At 73.3% G+C, this 17,709-nt stretch carries 20 protein-coding genes and 1 pseudogene; 8 read left to right on the forward strand and 13 right to left on the reverse strand.

From position 1 onward, the window contains the following. Positions 1-520: pseudogene (locus HII36_RS27095) on the reverse strand (hypothetical protein); the annotation flags it as partial. Positions 521-631: 111 nt separating this feature from the next. Between HII36_RS27095 and HII36_RS27100 the strand changes: the two are divergent. Continuing rightward, positions 632-1,681, forward strand: a complete 1,050-nt coding sequence (locus HII36_RS27100) for a DUF418 domain-containing protein (RefSeq protein WP_173526077.1) — start codon at positions 632-634, stop codon at positions 1,679-1,681. On the opposite strand, the gene HII36_RS27105 is transcribed toward HII36_RS27100, so the two are convergent. After that, the gene (locus HII36_RS27105; protein WP_236003907.1) at positions 1,682-2,620 is read right to left on the reverse strand and encodes a sigma-70 family RNA polymerase sigma factor; all 939 of its coding nucleotides are present in this window, start codon (positions 2,618-2,620) and stop codon (positions 1,682-1,684) included. It lies immediately after the preceding gene. A 142-nt stretch (positions 2,621-2,762) separates the two neighbouring features. On the opposite strand from HII36_RS27105, the gene HII36_RS27110 reads away from it, so the two are divergent. Further along, positions 2,763-3,161, forward strand: coding sequence for a hypothetical protein (locus HII36_RS27110; protein ID WP_173526078.1), 399 nt, complete (start codon positions 2,763-2,765; stop codon positions 3,159-3,161). A gap of 81 nt (positions 3,162-3,242) precedes the next feature. Here the strand turns inward: HII36_RS27110 and HII36_RS27115 are convergent, their stop codons facing one another. Beyond that, positions 3,243-3,860 (reverse strand): DedA family protein, encoded by a 618-nt coding sequence (locus HII36_RS27115; RefSeq protein WP_217370015.1) that lies wholly within the window; start codon positions 3,858-3,860, stop codon positions 3,243-3,245. A 109-nt stretch (positions 3,861-3,969) separates the two neighbouring features. Here HII36_RS27115 and HII36_RS27120 point away from each other — a divergent pair, with 109 nt between their 5' ends. Both HII36_RS27120 and HII36_RS27125 read left to right on the forward strand, forming a co-directional pair. After that, a complete protein-coding gene (locus HII36_RS27120; RefSeq protein WP_173526115.1) occupies positions 3,970-6,702 on the forward strand; it encodes a DEAD/DEAH box helicase in 2,733 nt (910 codons plus the stop codon). Positions 6,703-6,715: 13 nt separating this feature from the next. Further along, positions 6,716-7,888, forward strand: a complete 1,173-nt coding sequence (locus HII36_RS27125; RefSeq protein ID WP_236003908.1) for an SWIM zinc finger family protein — start codon at positions 6,716-6,718, stop codon at positions 7,886-7,888. A gap of 25 nt (positions 7,889-7,913) precedes the next feature. Here the strand turns inward: HII36_RS27125 and HII36_RS27130 are convergent, their stop codons facing one another. From HII36_RS27130 to HII36_RS27140, 3 genes are all read right to left on the reverse strand, one after another. Beyond that, positions 7,914-8,294 carry a RidA family protein gene (locus HII36_RS27130; protein ID WP_173526079.1) on the reverse strand — a complete coding sequence of 127 codons (381 nt, stop codon included), beginning with the start codon at positions 8,292-8,294 and terminating at the stop codon, positions 7,914-7,916. Positions 8,295-8,325: 31 nt separating this feature from the next. After that, the gene (locus HII36_RS27135) at positions 8,326-8,964 is read right to left on the reverse strand and encodes an NAD(P)-dependent oxidoreductase (RefSeq protein ID WP_173526080.1); all 639 of its coding nucleotides are present in this window, start codon (positions 8,962-8,964) and stop codon (positions 8,326-8,328) included. 93 nt (positions 8,965-9,057) lie between these two features. Then, the gene (locus tag HII36_RS27140) at positions 9,058-9,465 is read right to left on the reverse strand and encodes a VOC family protein (RefSeq protein ID WP_173526081.1); all 408 of its coding nucleotides are present in this window, start codon (positions 9,463-9,465) and stop codon (positions 9,058-9,060) included. A 111-nt stretch (positions 9,466-9,576) separates the two neighbouring features. On the opposite strand from HII36_RS27140, the gene HII36_RS27145 reads away from it, so the two are divergent. Next, positions 9,577-10,614 (forward strand): helix-turn-helix transcriptional regulator, encoded by a 1,038-nt coding sequence (locus tag HII36_RS27145; RefSeq protein WP_173526082.1) that lies wholly within the window; start codon positions 9,577-9,579, stop codon positions 10,612-10,614. Here HII36_RS27145 and HII36_RS27150 read toward each other — a convergent pair. After that, on the reverse strand, positions 10,581-11,339 hold the full coding sequence (locus tag HII36_RS27150) for a TioE family transcriptional regulator (RefSeq protein WP_173526083.1): 759 nt from the start codon (positions 11,337-11,339) through the stop codon (positions 10,581-10,583). The genes HII36_RS27145 and HII36_RS27150 overlap by 34 nt on opposite strands. A gap of 130 nt (positions 11,340-11,469) precedes the next feature. On the opposite strand from HII36_RS27150, the gene HII36_RS27155 reads away from it, so the two are divergent. Then, positions 11,470-12,717, forward strand: a complete 1,248-nt coding sequence (locus tag HII36_RS27155; RefSeq protein WP_173526084.1) for an erythromycin esterase family protein — start codon at positions 11,470-11,472, stop codon at positions 12,715-12,717. A gap of 14 nt (positions 12,718-12,731) precedes the next feature. Here HII36_RS27155 and HII36_RS27160 read toward each other — a convergent pair whose 3' ends face one another. Further along, complete coding sequence (locus HII36_RS27160; protein ID WP_173526085.1) at positions 12,732-13,319, reverse strand: TetR/AcrR family transcriptional regulator; 588 nt, start codon at positions 13,317-13,319, stop codon at positions 12,732-12,734. Positions 13,320-13,423: 104 nt separating this feature from the next. On the opposite strand from HII36_RS27160, the gene HII36_RS27165 reads away from it, so the two are divergent. Then, on the forward strand, positions 13,424-14,200 hold the full coding sequence (locus tag HII36_RS27165; RefSeq protein WP_236003909.1) for an SDR family NAD(P)-dependent oxidoreductase: 777 nt from the start codon (positions 13,424-13,426) through the stop codon (positions 14,198-14,200). A gap of 46 nt (positions 14,201-14,246) precedes the next feature. Here HII36_RS27165 and HII36_RS27170 read toward each other — a convergent pair whose 3' ends face one another. From HII36_RS27170 to HII36_RS27180, 3 genes are read right to left on the reverse strand one after another with little or no spacing between them, the layout of a single operon-like run. Next, a complete protein-coding gene (locus HII36_RS27170) occupies positions 14,247-14,645 on the reverse strand; it encodes a VOC family protein (RefSeq protein ID WP_173526087.1) in 399 nt (132 codons plus the stop codon). Beyond that, a complete protein-coding gene (locus tag HII36_RS27175) occupies positions 14,642-15,250 on the reverse strand; it encodes an SRPBCC family protein (protein ID WP_173526088.1) in 609 nt (202 codons plus the stop codon). The genes HII36_RS27170 and HII36_RS27175 overlap by 4 nt, the downstream gene beginning before the upstream one ends. Continuing rightward, complete coding sequence (locus tag HII36_RS27180) at positions 15,237-15,587, reverse strand: ArsR/SmtB family transcription factor (protein WP_173526089.1); 351 nt, start codon at positions 15,585-15,587, stop codon at positions 15,237-15,239. Before HII36_RS27180 ends, HII36_RS27175 begins: the two co-directional genes overlap by 14 nt. A 136-nt stretch (positions 15,588-15,723) precedes the next feature. Here HII36_RS27180 and HII36_RS27185 point away from each other — a divergent pair, with 136 nt between their 5' ends. Continuing rightward, positions 15,724-16,365 (forward strand): SAM-dependent methyltransferase, encoded by a 642-nt coding sequence (locus tag HII36_RS27185; protein WP_173526090.1) that lies wholly within the window; start codon positions 15,724-15,726, stop codon positions 16,363-16,365. 29 nt (positions 16,366-16,394) lie between these two features. Here HII36_RS27185 and HII36_RS27190 read toward each other — a convergent pair whose 3' ends face one another. Together HII36_RS27190 and HII36_RS27195 are read right to left on the reverse strand one after the other, a co-directional pair. Further along, positions 16,395-17,000, reverse strand: coding sequence for an energy-coupling factor transporter transmembrane component T family protein (locus HII36_RS27190; protein ID WP_173526091.1), 606 nt, complete (start codon positions 16,998-17,000; stop codon positions 16,395-16,397). Then, positions 16,997-17,671 (reverse strand): energy-coupling factor ABC transporter ATP-binding protein, encoded by a 675-nt coding sequence (locus HII36_RS27195; protein ID WP_173526092.1) that lies wholly within the window; start codon positions 17,669-17,671, stop codon positions 16,997-16,999. The genes HII36_RS27190 and HII36_RS27195 overlap by 4 nt, the downstream gene beginning before the upstream one ends. Positions 17,672-17,709: the final 38 nt, after the last annotated feature.

Raw genomic sequence — 17,709 nt, forward strand, 5'->3', positions numbered from 1 at the left:
CCCCCGCCCCCGCCACCGCGCAGGCGGCGCGCCAGGGCAGCGTCCTGACCGCGGACCCGACCAGCACCGCCAAGCCCAGCGACGCGGCGGGACTGGGCTCGGCGGGCAGACCGAACAGACGGGAGACGAGCACCGCGACCGCCGCCACGACCAGCCCGGCGACGGCGGCCCACAGCCGGTGACGGCGACGCGCCAGCGCGATCACGCACACCACCGCGCCGGCGACCGCGCCGAACACCGCATAACCGGCGCCCCAGACGTCGATGACCTGGTAGGCCTGAAAGCCCACGGCCACCGCCAGCCCAACACCGAGCCCAACGTCGAGCCCAGTACCGAGCCGGACACCAAGCCGGACACCGAGCCCGGCACCGAGCTTGACGCCGAGGGCGGCACCGGTCCCGACGCTGGACCTGACGCCGGACCCCGCACCGGACCCGGCACCGGACGTCGCGACGAATCCGGTCTCGCGCCCGACGCCGGGACCTTCCACGGGTGCGGTGAGCCGATCGGGAGAAGCCACGGCGTTCAGGCTAGGCAGGGCCATCACCGGCCGGTACCGGCCGAAAGTACTGTTTCGTCCCTGCTTTCTGTCGATGTGGGCCCAGCATCCGAGCTCCCAGGATGAGTCCCCATGTCATCATCACAAGCACGCCACCGCCCGCCGCGCATCGCCGCCCTGGACGTCCTGCGCGGGTTCGCGCTCTGCGGAATCCTGCTGGCCAACGTGCAGCCGATCGCCCACGTCGGCGGCGCACCCGTGAGCGCGGCGTCGGCGAGCCTCGGGCACGAGGTGCTCGGGCTGATCGTCGGCCAGCGCTTCTTCCCGATCTTCTCGCTGCTGTTCGGCGTCGGGTTCTCGCTGCTGCTGCGCTCGGCCGCGGCGCGGACCGCCCGGCCGCGCCTGGTGCTGCTGCGCAGACTGCTCGCGCTGCTGGTCATGGGCCTGGCGCACCACCTGCTCCTGTGGCAGGGCGACATCCTGGCCGTCTACGCCGTCGCCGGGCTGGTGGTGCTGCTGCCGTCCACCTGGCTGCCCCGCCGGGCGGTGGCGGCGCTCGCGGTCGTGCTGCTCGCCACCGCACTCGCGCTCGACGGCGGCCAGTACGCGCTGGTCCCCGGGCTGTTCCTGCTGGGTTCCGCGCTGACCCGCTACGGCGTGATCGACGCGATCGAGCGTTCGGCCCGGGTGCCGGGGCTGCTCGCCGTCCTGTTCGCGGTGGCGGCCGTGCCGATGGTCGTGCTGCAGCTCCGGCACGTGCGCTTCGAGCTCACGCTGTCGCTGGCCGGGCTGCTGCTCGCCGGCGCGTACGTCTGCGGCCTGCTCCTCCTGCTCAGGACGCCGCTGCGGCGGGCGCTGGAGATCGTATTCGCGCCCCTGGGACGGATGGCGCTGACCAACTACCTGACCGCCACCGTGCTCGTGCTGGCCGCCGCCCGGCTGGTCGGCGGGCGGGCCCAGGAGTGGCCGGCGAGCACGGTCGTGCTCATCGCGGGCGTCATCCTCCTCCTGCAATGGTCGTGGTCCGCGCTCTGGCTCGACCGGCACGAGCAGGGGCCGCTGGAGTGGCTGTGGCGGCGGGTGAGCTGGGCCGGCGGCTCCCGATCGCCGCGCGCCCGGGAGGAGGCCCAGCCGCCCGGCCCCGGACGTCCGGCCACACGACAAGACGTCCAGGACGTCTAGTCACGCGGGCCGGACGTCCAGGGCGAGAGCTTGTCCGGGTTGCGTACCGCCCAGATGCGGGTGACCCGGTCGCCGTCCACGTCGAACGCCGCCACCGTCACCGTGACGCCGTCCCGCTGGGCCACCAGGCCGGGCCGGCCGTTCACGGTGCGCTCCAGGATCACCAGGCCGGGCGCCTTTGTCGGCGAGCGCGAGGATGTAGCGGGCGATCCGCTCGCCGCCCTCGACCGGGCGGGACGCGGCGCCGGCCAGCCCGCCACCGTCGGCCACCAGCACCGCGTCGGGGTCGAGCAGGCCCACCAGTGCGCCGATGTCCTGGGCCGCCCAGGCCTGCTTGAAGTTCTTGACCAGCCCGGCCTGCCGCGCCGCGGGAACCCGGGGGACGCGCGCGTCGCGGATGCGGCGCCGGGCCGAGGTGGCCAGCTGGCGGCAGGCCGCCGGGCTGCGTCCGACGATCTCGGCCACCTCGGGGAAGGAGTAGCGGAAGACGTCGTGCAGGACGAACGCCACCCGCTCGGCCGGCGTCATCGACTCCAGCACGACCAGGAAGGCCATGTGGACCGACTCGTCGAGGGTGACCCGGTCGGCCGGATCGGCCGCGCCGCCGGCCCGGCCGGTGATCCACTCCGCGGGCTCGGGCACCGGCTCGGGGATCCACGCGCCGACGTAGCGCTCGCGCCTGGCCCGGGCCGAGCCGAGCAGGTCGAGGCAGATGCGGCCGGCCACCTTCGTCAGCCAGGCGCCGGGCGACGCGATGGCCTCCTGCCGCTCGCCGGACATGGCGTACCAGCGGGCGTAGGTCTCCTGGACGACGTCCTCGGCGTCGGCCAGCGAGCCGAGCAGCCGGTAGGCGAGGTTGAGCAGCTGCCGCCGCTCGCTCATGATCGCGCTCAGGTTCGGGTCGAGCAGGTCGTCTCCTGCCCCTGATCCGGTGGTCATGCTGGTGCCGGCCTTCCTGCTCGCGTTCGTCCGCCGGCCGCCGTTCCGGAGGGTGGAGGCGGCGCGGGCCTCACATTCTGCCCCGCTGTCTCGTCGTACCGGTGAGAGCCCGGGTTTGAGTTCGAGAAGGGGAGCCCCCACCATGTCCGCACCGACGACGATGACGAAGTCAGGCCACCTCGGTTTCCTGCGGATCGCGGTCGGCGTGCAGACCGCGGCCGTGTTCGTGCAGGCGATCACCGCCGGGTTGATGCTGGCCGCGTCCACCGGCAGCGCGCCGCACAGCGCCGGGTCGTACACGCTGTTCGTGGTGGCGGTGCTGCACCTGATCGTGGCGATCGTGGTGTGGCGGCCGGGCGGCGGCTCGCCGCGTCACGCGCTGTACGCGGCCGGGTTCCTGGTGCTCACCTCGGCGCAGGTGGCGCTGGGCCTGGCGCATCTGACGGCGCTGCACGTCCCCGTGGGCGTGCTGATGTTCGGCGTGAGCGTCGTGCAGCTGATGTGGATCTGGACCGGCGGCCGCGCGGAGCGCACCGCCTGAGGCATCTGAGCGGCCGGCCCCGAGCTGCCCGGGCCGCCGGCCTTGATGCGCCTGGGCGGCCGACCTGATGTACCCGGACGGTCAGCGGCGCGCGGCGTGGCGTCCCTTGCGCCGCTCGCCCAGCCGTACGCCGACGAACACCAGCACGGCCAGCACCACCAGCGCGATCACCACCTTCGAACCGATGCCGACGTAGGTCTCCACCAGCGACCAGTTCTCCCCCAGCAGGTAGCCGGCCATGACGAAAATGGTGTTCCAGATCAGGCTGCCGGTCGCGGTCAGCAGCGCGAAGATCGGCAGCGGCATGCGTTCGACGCCGGCCGGGATTGAGATCAAACTGCGGAAAATAGGGATCATCCGGCCGAAGAACACGGTCTTGCGGCCGTGCCGGCCGAACCACGCCTCGGTCTTCTCGATGTCGGAGACCTTCAGCAACGGGATCCTGGCCGCGAGCGCCAGCGTGCGCTCGCGGCCGAGCAACGCGCCCACCCAGTACAGGGCCAGGGCGCCCACCAGCGACCCCGCCGTGGTCCACACCAGCACCTCGAGCAGATCCATCTCGCCCATGCTCGCGGTGAACCCGGCCAGGGGCAGGATCACCTCACTCGGCAGCGGCGGGAACAGGTTCTCCAGCGCGATCGCCAGCCCCGCCCCCGGCGCCCCGAGACGTTCCATCAGTGCGATGAGCCAATCAGTCATGGTGTAAGGCTATGGAAGATCGGATATGCCAGGAATGAGGCAGGTGCCCGGCCATCATGGAGGTAAACCCCACCCCATCCGTACCGTACACTGTACGGTCGTGAGTCTCATGACGGATCTGGTACGGCAAGCAGCAGTCTTCGACCCGGGCGACCCGCCCCGATCCGGCGGGATGATCTTCCTCGATCCCGCGGGGGACACCACGGTGACCGTGGTCGAGCAGCACCAGGACGGCCCACGCCCGCGCCAGGCCGCCGCCACCAGGGTCCCGATCGCCGCCGCCGTCGCGCTGCTGGCCAGGGCCAGGACGGACGCCGACGCCCACCCCGCCGCCCGCTTCTGGGGCGCCGCCGCCCTGGTCGCGCTCCAGCTCGTCACCCGCGGGCGCATCCTGCCCGGCGTATCGGCCGCCGACCACGACTCCTGGCGGGCCGGGCCGTTCGACACCGCCGACGTCCGGCGCATCCGCGAACTGGCCGACGCCATGCCCGCCACCGCCCGCGCCGTCCCGCTGATGGGCGGCGAGGGCGGCGAGGTGCGGCTGCCGGACGCCGAACCGCTGGTGCGGGCCTTCCTCGACGCCGTCGCCGACGCCATGCCGCGCTCCCCCGGCGCCGTACGCGCCACCGGGACCACCGCGTTCGCCGCCGCCAAGCCGGTCAAGGTGCCGCACCTGCGCCGCTGGGCCGACGAGGTGTCGGCCGGACTCGACTCCGGCGTGCGCGTCTCGCTGCGGCTGGAGTCCGACGACCTGGCCCGCGCCGAGTTCCGTGCCGTGGTGCAGGTGCACAGCCTGGCCGACCCGTCGCTGGTCGTCGACGCGGCCGACCTGTGGGACGGACACGACCCCGGCCACGAGCCCGGCTTCGGCGGCCGCGCCAGGATCGACGCCACCCTGGCCATCAGGCGGGCCGCCCGCGCCTGGCCCAGGCTCTCCGCCCTGCTGGAGAGCGCGGTGCCCGACGAGCTGACCCTCACCGACGGCGACGTCGAGGACCTGCTGGCCGGCGCCGCCGAACGCCTGGCCGGGGTCGGGGTGGAGGTGCACTGGCCCAAGTCGCTGGTCGGCGGCCTGTCGGCCAGGGCCGTGATCGGCGCGCGCGACGCGGCGCCGTCCGACCTGCCGTCCTTCCTCGGCGGCAACAACCTGACCAGCTTCGACTGGCAGCTCGCCCTCGGCGGCGAACGACTCACCGCGGCCGAGATGGACCAGCTCGCCGAGGCGCACCGCCCCGTGGTGCGGCTGCGCGACCAGTGGGTGCTCATCGACCCCGACCTGGCGCGCAAGGCCCGCCAGCGCGACCTCAAGCCGCTGACCGGCCTGCAGGCGCTCGGCGCCGCGCTGACCGGCACCGTCGAGCTCGACGGCGAGCAGGTGCCGGTCGAGCCCACCGACTGGCTCAGGGAACTGCGCGACCGCCTGGCCGAGCCCGAGCACATCGACGCACCGCCCGCGCTGGCCGCCACCCTGCGCGACTACCAGCTGCACGGCCTGCGCTGGCTGGCCAGGATGACCTCGCTCGGGCTCGGCGCCTGCCTGGCCGACGACATGGGCCTGGGCAAGACGATCACCCTGATCGCGCTGCACCTGCACCGCGCCGCCGACGCGGCCGGGCCGACCCTGGTCGTGTGCCCGGCCTCGCTCATGGGCAACTGGGAACGCGAGATCGGCAGATTCGCCCCCGGCGTCCCGGTACGCCGCTACCACGGCAGCGCCCGCACCCTGGCCGACGAGGGATTCGTGCTCACCACGTACGGCACCATGCGCCTCGACGCGGCCAAGCTGGCCGCACACCCCTGGGGCCTGCTGGTCGCCGATGAGGCCCAGCACGTCAAGAACCCGGCCTCCGGCACCGCCAAGGCGCTGCGCGAGATCCCGGCCGCCGCCCGCGTCGCACTGACCGGAACCCCGGTCGAGAACAACCTGTCGGAACTGTGGTCGGTGCTCGACTGGGCCACGCCCGGGCTGCTCGGCCCGCTGGCCAGGTTCAGGGCCCGATGGGCCAAACCGGTCGAGTCCGGCGACCGCGACGCGGCCGAGCGGCTGGCCCGGCTGGTCGGCCCGTTCCTGCTGCGCCGGCGCAAGAGCGACCCGGGCATCGCCCCCGAACTGCCGCCCAAGACCGAGACCGACCGCCCCGTCGCGCTCACCACCGAGCAGGCCGGCCTCTACCAGGCCGTGGTCCGCGAGATCATGGCCCAGATCGCCGACGCCCAGGGCATGGCCAGGCGCGGCCTGATCGTCAAGCTGCTCACCGGGCTCAAGCAGATCTGCAACCACCCCGCCCAGTACCTGCACGAGGCCGCCCCGCGCCTGACCGGCCGCTCCGGCAAGCTGGAACTCCTGGACGAGCTCGTCGACACCATCGTCGCCGAGGACGGCGCCGTGCTGATCTTCACCCAGTACGTGGCCATGGCCAGGCTGCTGGAGAAACACCTGGCCGCCCGCGGCGTGCCCACCCAGCTCCTGCACGGCGGAACCCCCGTGCCCAAGCGCGAGGAGATGGTCCAGCGCTTTCAGGACGGCCACGCCCCGGTCTTCCTCCTCTCGCTCAAGGCCGCCGGCACCGGACTGAACCTCACCCGCGCCGACCACGTCATCCACTACGACCGCTGGTGGAACCCCGCCGTGGAGGACCAGGCCACCGACCGCGCCTACCGGATCGGGCAGACCCGGCCCGTCCAGGTGCACCGCCTGATCGCCGAAGGCACCATCGAGGACCGCATCGCCGGGATGCTGGCCGCCAAACGATCCCTGGCCGAGGCCGTGCTCACCGGCGGCGAGGCCGCCTTCACCGAACTCACCGACGCCGAGCTCGCCGCCCTGGTGGAGCTGAGATGAACGCGGAGCGGAGATGACCCGTGAAGCTCAGATGACCCGTGACGCCGAGATGAACGCTGGAGCCGAGATGCACGCCGCCCGCGGCTTCGCCGCCTTCCCCCCGCAGCGCGCCGGCGCCCGCTTCGCCACCTCCTGGTGGGGCCGGGCCTGGATCAAGGCGCTCGAGGACACCTCACTCGACCAGGGCCTGCTGCGCAAGGGCCGCGCCTACGCCAAGACCGGCCAGGTCGGGCCGATCACCGTCAGCCCCGGCCGCATCGCCGCCGTGACCGAGCACGAATACGACACGGTCGTCCGCGTCGAGCAGCTCACCGACGCCGAGTGGGAACGCTTCCTCGACCAGGTGGCCGCCCAGGCCGGGCACATCGCCGCGCTGCTGGACCGCGACATGCCGCACGACCTGGTCGAGGCCGCCGCCGACGCGGCCGTGCCGCTGCTGCCCGCCGTCGGCGACCTGGAACCCGAGTGCTCCTGCCCGGACTGGGGCCACCCGTGCAAGCACGCCGCCGCGCTGTGCTACCAGGCGTCCTGGCTGCTCGACGACGACCCGTTCGTGCTGCTGCTCATGCGCGGGCGCGGCGAGCAGGAGCTGATCGAAGCGCTGCAGGCCCGCGACCTGCCCGCCGTCGCCGCCACCGGCGTGCCGGCCGCCGAGGCGTTCGCGCACGGCGTCCCGCCGCTGCCCGCCCCGCCGCCGCTGGACGTGCCGTTCGCGCCGCTCGACCTGGAGCCAGGCCCCGGCGTGGACGTCGAGGCGCTGCGCGTGCTGGCCGCCTCGGCCGCGTCACTGGCCCGCGAACTGCTGGCCGGCGGGCCCCGCACCATGCTGAACGAGTACCAGGACCGGGTACGGCTGGCCGCCGAGCACGACCTCGACCTCGGCCTGGACGCCGCCGTTCAGGCCTGGCGGCACGGCGGGGCCGGCGGGCTGGAGGCGCTGGAGTCGGCGTGGAACCCGCCCAAGCGGGTCCTGGCCAGGGCGCAGGCGCTGCTGGACGCCGCCTGGGAGGCCGAGCCGCCGCCGGGCGTGGAGCTGTGGCGCAACCGGTGGACCGCCGGGGAACAGCAGGTGCGCTACGGCCGCGACGGCCGCTGGTACCCCTTCGTGCGGCGCGACGGCGAATGGTGGCCGGCCGGGCCGCCGGAACGCGACCCGTCGGCGGCGCTGCTCACCCCAGGGCTCTGACACCTGGGGTGGACACCCGGGCGCCTCACGCCGCCGCGACCGCCTCGATCTCCAGCAGCCACGCCTCGTCGTAGATCCCGGTGATGATGATCGTCAACGCCGGGCAGTGGTCGCCGAGCACCTCCTTGCGGATGGCGGAGTTCTCCCCCCGGTACCGCCGATCCGACAGATAGACGGTGACCTTGACCAGGTTCTCCACGGTCATGTCCGCGCCCTTGAGCACCGACAGCACGTTCTGCCAGGCCAGCCGGCACTGCGCGGGGAAGTCGGGCGGCACCTGGTCGTCGGCGGTCACCGGGATCTGCCCGCTGACGAACAGCAGCCGGCGCGCGTCCTCGACCAGCGCGCCGTTCGTGTAGGCCCAGGGGGCCGGCACGTCGGCCGGATCCACGGAAGTGATCTTCACGCGGGCAGTATAGGACGCCGCCGGACGGCCGTCAGGAGGCCACCGAGATGACGTGCCCGACCGACGACCGGTCCTCGATCAGGTCGAGCACGCAGTCGGCCAGGTCGGCGCGGCTGGTCAGGAAGCCGAAGCGGAGGTTGACGTCCTTGGCGGTGCGGTAGCGGTTCGTCCGGCCCGAGTCGGTCAGCCGCGACGGACGCACGATCGTCCAGTCCAGCCGGGACTGCCGCAGCAGCCGCTCGGCCACCGCCAGGTCGCCGAACGAGTGCCGCAGGATCCGCTGCAGCACCAGCGGCTTGAGCACGTACCGGGTGAACGGGTCGTCACCGGCGTCGGCCACCATGCCGGCCGCCCCGACCGACAGCACCCGCCGCACCCCGGCCCGCTCCATCGCCGCCACGATGGAGCGGGTGGCCGCCGAGTGGACGGTGGTCGGCCCGGTGCCGCGCGGGCCGAGCGCGCACACCACGGCGTCACGGCCCTCGATCGCGGAGATGATCGCGCCCGGATCCATCACGTCGGCCCGCACCACGTCGACGCGCGGACGCAGCTCGGCGGGCAGCCTGGCCGGATCGCGGACGACCGCGGTGATCTCGTGGGTCAGGTCGAGCGCCTGGCGGACGAGCTGCAGACCGGTGCCGCCGGTCGCGCCGAAGACGGTGAGCTTCATGATGGGCTCCCTCCCAGGGTTAGTGAGTGTTCACTCACCTCGCCTCCGAGCCTACCCGCGCCCCCGCCCGCTCGCCCGGGCGGGGCGCGGCGGTTATGCGACGTCCACGACCCAGGTGACGCCGAAGCGGTCGGTCAGCATGCCGTAACTGGCCGACCACTGCGCCGGGCCCAGCGGCCGCAGCACGTTCGCGCCGTCGGACAGCCCCTTCCAGAACGCGGCCACCTCCTCGCTCGACTCGCCGCGCAACGACACGAAGAACGCGTTCTCCCCCTGGTTCCACGGCAGGCTCGCGGGCACGTCGTAGGCCATCACCCGGAACCCGTTGCCGGCCGCCACCTGGCCCCACATCACCTCATCGGCCGCGGCCGGGTCCTGCACGGCGCCGGCGTCCCGGTAGGTGATCACGGCCAGATCGCCGCCGAACACGGACTGGTAGAAGGTGAGCGCCGCGCGGGCGTCGCCGCGGAAGTTCAGGTGCGTCACCGTGTTGACCGCCATGATCGTCTCCTTGAATCTCGTTCTGCTCGCAGTTGCCGCGCATCGCGACGAGTTCACAGTCGCAGGGGTAGCGGACAGGGTGTGTCCGCTACTTCGGGCACGATGGAGAACATGCCGAAGACCTCAGCGCGCCTGCTGGCGCTGCTCTCGCTGCTGCAGGCACGCCGGGACTGGCCGGGCACGCTGCTGGCCGAACGGCTGGACGTCAGCACCCGCACCGTGCGGCGCGACGTCGACCGCCTGCGCGAGCTGGGCTACCCCATCGCGACGAGCAAGGGGCCGGACGGCGGGTACCGGCTGGACGCGGGGGCGGACCTGCCGCCGCTGCTGTTCGACGACGAGCAGGCGGTCGCCCTGGCCATCGCGCTCCAGACCACCGCCGCCACCGGTTCCACTTCTGGTTCCGGCATCGCGGAGGCGGCGGCGCGGGCGCTCAACACGGTCAGGCAGGTCATGCCCGCCCGGCTGCGTCACCGGATCGACGCGCTCCAGGTCACCGTCGTCGAGCCGCCCGCCGCCCGGCCTGAGCCCGGGCCCGCCGGCGACGTGCTGGTGGCGCTCGGCGCGGCCGTCCACGCCCGCCAGGAACTGCGCTTCGACCACACCCCCGCGACGGCGACCGGCGCCGAGCCCGCGCCCGGGGGCGGGCTGGTTCCGCCGCGCCGGGTGCAGCCGCACCACCTCGTCACCTGGCGCGGCCGCTGGTACCTCCTCGCCTGGGACCTCGACCGCGCGGACTGGCGCATCTTCCGCGCCGACCGGATCACCCCGCGCACCCCCTTGGGCCCGCGCTTCACCCCGCGTGAGCTGCCGGGCGACGGCGCGTCCGGTGGAGTGGCCGGCTTCGTGACCGGCAGGTTCCGCGGCTCCGACGGCTCGGCGGGGCCGGACGGCTGGCCCTGCCGCGGCGAGGTGATCCTCGACCGGCCGGCCGCCGAGGTGTCGCGCTACAGCCGCGACGCCGTCGTCGAGGACCTCGGCGGCGACCGCTGCAGGCTCGTCCTGGGCTCGTGGTCCTGGGTGGGACTGGCCGCCGCGCTCGGCAGGTTCGACGCCCGCATCGAGGTCGTCGGACCGGACGAGCTCAGGGCCGCCTTCGCCCGCCTGGCCGGCCGCTACGCCGACGCCGCCGCCCGCGCGCCCAGGTAGGCGTCGAGCCCGGCCGCGGCCGTCAGCATCGCCAGGCCCCGGGCCGTCAGGCGTTCGCGCCAGCCGCTCAGCGTGGACTCCAGCGGCTCCAGCCCGCCCGCCTCGCGGATCCGCGCCACCAGCGCGGCGATCTGCTCCAGCGGATATCCGCCACGTCTGAGCTGGTGGGCCAGGCGGGCATCCCGGACGTCGGCCGCGGCGTAGACGCGATACCCGGTCTGGCGATCACGCTCAGGACGCACGATGCCGGCCCGCTCCCACTTGCGCAGCGTGGCGGGCCGCAGGCCGAGCCTGCGCGCCAGCGGCCCGATGAAGGTGACGCCCGACGTGCCGCCCGGCCCCGGTTCCGCGCCGCGCTCCGGGCCGGACGGCCGAGGCGGCGCGCCCGGCTCGGACCGTGACAGGTCGCGTAGCGCCCGCTCCACGGCGGCGAGGGTCCGGCGGTCGTCCAGGAGTTGCACGTGGCTCTCGTCGATCAGCCGCAGGGCCTCCTCGTCCGCGCCCCGGTTGACCGCCTGCATGATCGCGGTGGCCGTGGCGTGCCCGTGCGCCGGCACCAGGACGACGAACGCGCGCAGCGCCTCGGCGTGCACCCCCGTGTAGACGCGGTAGCCGGACGGCGAACGCCCGGCGGGCGGCAGGATGCCGGCCTCCTCGTAGTTGCGCACCGCCTGCGTGGACAGGCCGTGCTCGCGCGCCAGGTCGACAGGACGCAGACGAGCCATGACACCACCCACGGGTTGAAGGCCGCACCCGGCAGGACACCGGAAACCGCGCAGAAGTCTACACAGGAGGTTCAACGATACGGTTGAAGGCACAGGTCAGCCCACACCAGCGAAGGGAACGGCGACCACCATGGCCACCACCTCAGCGATCATCGCCGCCGCCCGCGCCTTTCACGGAGAAGACGTCGGCCCGGCGATCTCCGGACTCCTGGGCACGCTCCGGGAGCGCCCGCGCGTGCTCGGCCTCGGCGAGCCCACCCACCGCGAGGACGCGCTGCCGCGCCTGCGCAACGAGCTGTTCCACCACCTGGCCGAGCACGAGGGCTACCGGTCGATCGCCCTGGAGAGCGACTGCCTGGCCGCCCTGACGGTCGACGCCTACGTCACGGGAGGCGAAGACACCTCGGACGAAGACAGCCTGGACGACGTCATGCGCCGCGGCTTCAACCATGAGCTCGGCGAGTATCCGGCCAACCGCGAGCTCGTCCGCTGGATGCGCGAGCACAACCGCGACCTGCCGCGGGAACGCCGGCTGCGCTTCTTCGGCTTCGACGCCCCGATCGAGATCATGGGCCCGGACAGCCCGCGCACCGCCCTGGCCGGGCTGTACGGGCACCTCGCCCCGCACGTCCCCGCCGACCTGCTGACCTGCACGTGGGCCGAGATCGACGAGCTGATCGGCGACGACGCCCGCTGGAGCGACCCGGCCGCGGCGATGGACCCGTCCAGGTCGGTGGGCCGCTCGGCGGAAGCAGTGCGGCTGCGGCTCATCGCCGACGACCTGGCGGCGCTGCTGCAGGCGCAGACACCGCACCTGATCAGCGCGACCTCGCGCGAGCAGTGGTGGCGGGCGGCCCTGCACGCCCGTACGGCGACAGGCCTGATGCGCTACCACGCCTCGATGGCCGACCCGGCGCAGGCCCGCGTGGGACGGCTGATGGGCATGCGCGACGCGATGATGGCCGACAACCTCACCGCCGTCGCGCACGCCCACGGCCCCACGCTGGCCTTCGCGCACAACCGGCACCTGCAGCGCGAGCTGAGCCGGTGGCGGCTGGCCGACATGGACCTGGAGTGGTGGAGCGCCGGGGCGATCGTCCAGGAGCGGCTTCCCGGCCGGTACGCGTTCGTCGCCACCACGGTGGGGGCCGCGCCGCACCTGAAGCTCGACGTCCCGCCGCCGGACACGCTCGAAGGGCTGCTGTACGGGCTGCCGGACGGCCGTCACGTGCTCGACGGCGCCCGCCTGTCCGCCGCCCTGGCCGGGACCGGGCTGAACACGCGCACGACGGACAACCACGGCTACTTCCCGCTGGACCCCGCCCACCTGCCCGGCCTGGACGGCATCGTCTTCGTCAAGGACCTCGACCCGAGCTGACCACCCGGCGGGCGTCAGCGCATGGCGGCCTGGGCGCGTTCGGCCAGGACCCGGGCCAGATCCACCACGACCGCGCGCCGCCTGGCGATCGCCCGCTCGGCGTCGTCCTCGTCCAGCAGCAGCCGCCGCAGTTGCGGCACCGCGAAGTTCCACGCCACCAGCCCCAGGATGGTGAACAGCCAGTCCTGGGCGGTGCGCGCATCGGACATGCCCGCCGCCATCAGGCCGTCCACGTGGTCGCGGTAGGAGTCCTTGCGCTCACGCTCGCCCTCGACCGGGCCGTCGCCGACCTCCAGGCCCTCCCACAGCAGCAGCCGGAGCAGCTCAGGGTTCTCGTGGTACCAGTCGTAGAGCAGGCCGACCGACTCGGGCAGCGTGCTCGGGTCGAGGGTGACGGCGTGGCAGATCTCGTCCAGCTTGGCGCGCACGACCGCGCCGAACAGCTTCTCCTTGCCGCCGAAGTACAGGTAGATGGCCTGCTTGTTGGCCTGGGCGGCGGTCGCGATGCGGTCGATTCTGGCCCCGGCCAGGCCGTGGGCGGCGAACTCCGCGGTGGCGGCCGTGAAGATGCGTTGCCTGGTCGCCTCCGCGTCGTACGTCATGACGAAATTAAACCATCCAGTTGACACGGGCCGGTCCGCTGCGGGAAGGTCACAGTGCTTAAACCAACTGTCTGGTTTATTCCGTCCCAGGAGGAATCATGTCCATGACGGCTCTCGCTCCCATGCCGGTGTCCTCGCCCCTGCCGTCCGCGCTGGCCGGGCGGACCGCGGTGATCGTCGGCGGCAGCTCGGGCATCGGGCTGGCCGCGGGACGGCTGCTGGCCTCGGTCGGCGCCCGCGTGGTGCTGGTGGCCAGGGAGGCCGCCCGCCTGGAGTCCGCGGTCGCCGGCGTCCGCGCGGCGGGTGGCGCTCAGGTGCTCGGCCTGAGCGCGGACTCGGCCCGCGAAGAGGCCCTTGAGCAGGTGTTCGAGCAGGCGGGAAGCGTCGACCACGTGCTCGTGACGGCGGGCGCGTTCGCCATGGGCGCGCTGCTCGACACCCCGCGCGAGCAGGTTCAGGAGGCTGTCGACAGCCGCCTCTGGAGCGCCTACGCGGCGGCCAGGGTGGCGGCGCGGCACCTGCCCGCGGGCGGATCGATCACCTTCAGCTCCGGGCTGTACGCGGTGCGGCCCGTCCCCGGGGTGCCGGCCGCCATCGCCAGTGTCGCGGCCGTGGAAGGGCTCACCCGGGCCCTGGCCGTGGAGCTGGCGCCGCGCCGGCTGCGCGTCAACGCGCTGCGCTACGGCATCGTGGACACGCCGATGTCGCGCGGCGCCTTCGGCCTCGACGGCGACGAGGCCGTCGCCGAGGCGGGACGGTCGTCGCTGATCGGCCGCTTCGGCACCGCGGACGAGGCGGCCGCGGCCGCCCTGTTCCTCATGGCCAACAACTTCATGACCGGAGCCGTGCTCGACGTCGACGGCGGCGCCGGCCTGGCCTGACCGTCCGGGCGCCGGGGTCCTGAGCCCCGGCGCCCGGAGGCGGTGGTCACGGCAGGTTGAGCTGCCAGGAGACGCCGTACCTGTCGTTCAGCCAGCCGAACTTCGTGCTGAACCCGTGGTCGCCCGGCGCCATCAGCGTCTCGCCGCCCTCGTGCAGCGCCGCCCACAGCCGGTCGAACTCCGCCTCGGAGTCGACCGTCACGTACAGCGAGATCGACGGCGTGAAGCCGAAACCGTGCTGCACCGGGCTGTCGATGCACATGTAGTCGCGGCCCGCCAGCCGGAACGCGGCGTGCCGCACGCTGCCCTCGGCGCCGGCCTCGTCCGGGCCGTAGTGGCCGACGTCCACCACCTTGGCGTCGTCGAACAGCGACACGTAGAACGTCATGGCCTCCTCGGCCTTGCCGTCCTGGAACATGAGGAAAGTGGCGATCTGCTGAGTCATGCTTCTGCTCCCGTGTAGAAGGCGGTGGTGTTGGCGACGGCCTCGGCGGTCTCCTGCTCCGAGGCCCCGGACGCGCGCAGCGCCGCGCCCCAGGCCCGGCTGCTCGCGGTCATGACGGTGGCGTCGAGCGACTCCTGCCAGCCGTCCGGAATCGCGCCCTCGGCCAGGTACGGGGCCAGGCCGAGCAGCCCCAGGTCCCAGCCCACCCCGACCGCGCCCGGGCCGTAGCGCCGCCACATCTCCTCCGGCACCGCGGCGGTGTGGACCAGCTCGAACAGCGTGCCGTCGGCGTCGGGCGACAGGCGCACCTCGACCTCCGACACGCCGGTCGGCTCGCCGTAGATCCAGGTGATCTTCAGCAGCCGGGGCGGCTCGCAGGCCAGGATCTCCCCGCCCGCGTTGCCTTCGAGCTGGTACTTGCCGCCCAGGCGCAGGTCGCCGGAGACCGGCAGGAACCAGCGGCCGATCCGCTCGGGATCGGTGCAGGCCGACCAGACGTCGGCCACGTCGGCGTCGTAGTGGCGGCGCAGCGCGATCGTCTTGGTGTCGTCGGCCGCGACGGTCAGCTCCCGGTGTGTCCGGTTGATCTCATCAAGTATGTCCATCAGTTCCCTCCGTACGGCGTTCTCGCCGGCCTCGGGCCAGCTCGGTGGCCAGGGCGTCGAGTCGCTGGTTCCAGAAGCCGCGGAAGCGCTCCAGCCATGCGTCGACCTCGCGCAGCGGTTCGGCCCGCACCGCGTAGAGCCGGCGCGTGCCCTCGGACCGCACGCTGGCGAATCCGTTGTCGCGCAACACCCGCAGATGTTGCGAAACGGCCGGCTGTGAGATGCCGAACTCCTGCTGGATCACCGTCGTGACCTCCCCGGAGCTTCGCTCGCCGCCGGCCAGAAGTTCCAGGATCCGGCGCCTGACCGGATCGCCGAGAACGTCGAATGCGTGCACGACCAGAGTATTTCAGGCACTACTTATATAAGTCAAACCTGATATGGGGTGTTGCCGACCCGGCAACGGTGTTTGCCTCCTGCCCGGGCCGCGCGAGATAGTCCTGCGACAGGCACGCGCACGACGAGGGGGCACGATGACCGACGACCTGGCGCCGTTCGGGGCCGAGTTCTGGGAGGAGCGCTACCGTTCCCAGCCGGCCATCTGGAGCGGCCGGCCGAACCCGCAGCTCGTGGCCGAGGCCGAGGGCCTGACCCCCGGCTCCGCCCTCGACGCCGGCAGCGGCGAGGGGGCCGACGCCATCTGGCTGTCCGGGCGGGGCTGGCAGGTGACCGCCGTGGACATCTCGGCCGTCGCCCTGGAACGCGCCGCCGCGCAGGCCGGGACACTCGGCGCCGACGTCGCCGGACGGATCCGCTGGACGCGCGCCGACCTGACCGGCTGGACCCCGGACGAGGCCGCCTATGACCTGGTCTCCGCGCAGTTCATGCACCTGCCGCCGGAACCGAGGAGCCGGCTGTTCGCCCGGCTGGCGGCGGCGGTCGCGCCCGGCGGGGTGCTGCTGATCGTCGGGCACCACCCATCCGACCTGGAGACCAGCGTGCGCCGGCCGCCGATGCCCGAGCTGTTCTACACCGCCGAGGAGATCGCCGCCGAGCTCGACCCGCAGCGGTGGGAGATCGAGGTGGCCGCCGCCCGCCCGCGCCCGGCCAAGGACGCCGAAGAGCGCGAGGTCACCGTGCACGACAGCGTGCTGCGCGCCCGCAGGCTCAAGTAACGCTCAGCCGTCATACCGTGCGCGGAGCGTCAGTCGTCCACGCCGCGCGCGCTGAGCGCCTCGCCGAGCGCGTCGGCGTGGCGCAGCGCGGAGACCACCAGCGGCACCGCGAAGGCACGCAGGCTGCGCTCCACCCCCCTGGCCCGCTGCGCCTCCCTGACCCGGGTGGCCAGCCCGGCCACCACCGGCACGCTGCGCACGGTCAGCGACAGCAGCAGCGACAGCCGGAACGGATCCAGCCCGACGTGCCTGACCGGCGACAGGCAGCGCTCCAGCGCGGCCATCATGTCCGAGGTGCGCGTGGTCAGCGTGACCAGCCCGGCCAGCGCCACCGCCAGCACGATGCGCAGCGTCGCCGACACCGCCCCCTCGAGGTCGGCGACGACCAGCTGCACCGGGAACAACACCGCGGCGAACCAGCGGATCGGCTTGATCTGCGCCCACGCCGGCCGCGCGCCCACCCGCGCCAGCGCGTACAACCCGGCCACCACGACCGCCGCGCCCGCCAGCTCCCACGGGCCGCGCAGCAGCAGCAACGCCGTGCACGCCACGGCCAGCGCGAGCAGCTTGGCGCCGGCGGGCAGGCGGTGCAACGGCGAATCACCGGGGACGTAGGCGCCGGTCAGGCCGTTCACGCCAGCAGCTTCCGGTAGTGGTCGATCGCCGCCCGCGGCTCGGCGTCGGCGACCACGCGTCCCTCGTCGAGCACCAGGACGCGGTCGAACCCGGCCAGCATCGCCAGGTCGTGCGTGATCGTCACCACCTGCTGGGGCAGCTCGCGCACCAGCTCGGCCACCTGGCGGGCGTTGCGCAGGTCCAGCAGCGTGGTCGGCTCGTCCATGATCAGGATGTCGGGTTCGAGCACCATGACGGAGCTGAGCGCCAGCAGCTGTTTCTGCCCGCCCGACAGGTGGTGCGCCGGATGGTCGGCGTGATCGGCCAGGCCGAAGCGCTCCAGCACCTCCGCCACGCGCCGGTCGACCTCCACCCGTGACAGGCCCTTGCGGCGCAGCGAGAAGGCCACGTCCTCGGCCACCGTGGGCATCACGATCTGCGCGTCGGGGTCGGTGAACAGGAACCCGACCCGCTGCCTGATCCTGGCCGCGTGCCTGCGCGTGTCGAGCCCGAACACGCTCACGCTGCCGGACGTCGGCAGGGCCAGCCCGTTGAGCAGCCGGGCGAACGTGCTCTTGCCCGAGCCGTTCGCGCCGATCACGCCGACGCGCCGCTCGCCCAGCGCGGCGGTGACGCCACGCAGCACCTCACGCGACCCGAGCCGGACGTGCACGCCGGTCAGCTCGATCACGCGCACCACCCGGCGTGCATGCCACTCCTTCGTGAAAC

Origin of the sequence: Nonomuraea antri (genome assembly GCF_013283785.1) — a bacterium.
Classification (GTDB): Bacteria; Actinomycetota; Actinomycetes; order Streptosporangiales; family Streptosporangiaceae; genus Nonomuraea; species Nonomuraea antri.

What these genes read in the sequence shown, in the direction of transcription:
- HII36_RS27135 (WP_173526080.1), bottom strand. Translation starts at nt 8,964, where the DNA reads ATGAAGCTCACCGTCTTCGGCGCGACCGGCGGCACCGGTCTGCAGCTC.
- HII36_RS27140 (WP_173526081.1), bottom strand. Translation starts at nt 9,465, where the DNA reads ATGGCGGTCAACACGGTGACGCACCTGAACTTCCGCGGCGACGCCCGC.
- HII36_RS27155 (WP_173526084.1), top strand. Translation starts at nt 11,470, where the DNA reads ATGGCCACCACCTCAGCGATCATCGCCGCCGCCCGCGCCTTTCACGGA.
- HII36_RS27115 (WP_217370015.1), bottom strand. Translation starts at nt 3,860, where the DNA reads ATGACTGATTGGCTCATCGCACTGATGGAACGTCTCGGGGCGCCGGGG.
- HII36_RS27175 (WP_173526088.1), bottom strand. Translation starts at nt 15,250, where the DNA reads ATGGACATACTTGATGAGATCAACCGGACACACCGGGAGCTGACCGTC.
- HII36_RS27125 (WP_236003908.1), top strand. Translation starts at nt 6,716, where the DNA reads ATGACCCGTGAAGCTCAGATGACCCGTGACGCCGAGATGAACGCTGGA.
- HII36_RS27100 (WP_173526077.1), top strand. Translation starts at nt 632, where the DNA reads ATGTCATCATCACAAGCACGCCACCGCCCGCCGCGCATCGCCGCCCTG.
- HII36_RS27165 (WP_236003909.1), top strand. Translation starts at nt 13,424, where the DNA reads ATGACGGCTCTCGCTCCCATGCCGGTGTCCTCGCCCCTGCCGTCCGCG.
- HII36_RS27170 (WP_173526087.1), bottom strand. Translation starts at nt 14,645, where the DNA reads ATGACTCAGCAGATCGCCACTTTCCTCATGTTCCAGGACGGCAAGGCC.
- HII36_RS27150 (WP_173526083.1), bottom strand. Translation starts at nt 11,339, where the DNA reads ATGGCTCGTCTGCGTCCTGTCGACCTGGCGCGCGAGCACGGCCTGTCC.
- HII36_RS27185 (WP_173526090.1), top strand. Translation starts at nt 15,724, where the DNA reads ATGACCGACGACCTGGCGCCGTTCGGGGCCGAGTTCTGGGAGGAGCGC.
- HII36_RS27105 (WP_236003907.1), bottom strand. Translation starts at nt 2,620, where the DNA reads ATGACCACCGGATCAGGGGCAGGAGACGACCTGCTCGACCCGAACCTG.
- HII36_RS27145 (WP_173526082.1), top strand. Translation starts at nt 9,577, where the DNA reads ATGCCGAAGACCTCAGCGCGCCTGCTGGCGCTGCTCTCGCTGCTGCAG.
- HII36_RS27110 (WP_173526078.1), top strand. Translation starts at nt 2,763, where the DNA reads ATGTCCGCACCGACGACGATGACGAAGTCAGGCCACCTCGGTTTCCTG.
- HII36_RS27160 (WP_173526085.1), bottom strand. Translation starts at nt 13,319, where the DNA reads ATGACGTACGACGCGGAGGCGACCAGGCAACGCATCTTCACGGCCGCC.
- HII36_RS27120 (WP_173526115.1), top strand. Translation starts at nt 3,970, where the DNA reads ATGACGGATCTGGTACGGCAAGCAGCAGTCTTCGACCCGGGCGACCCG.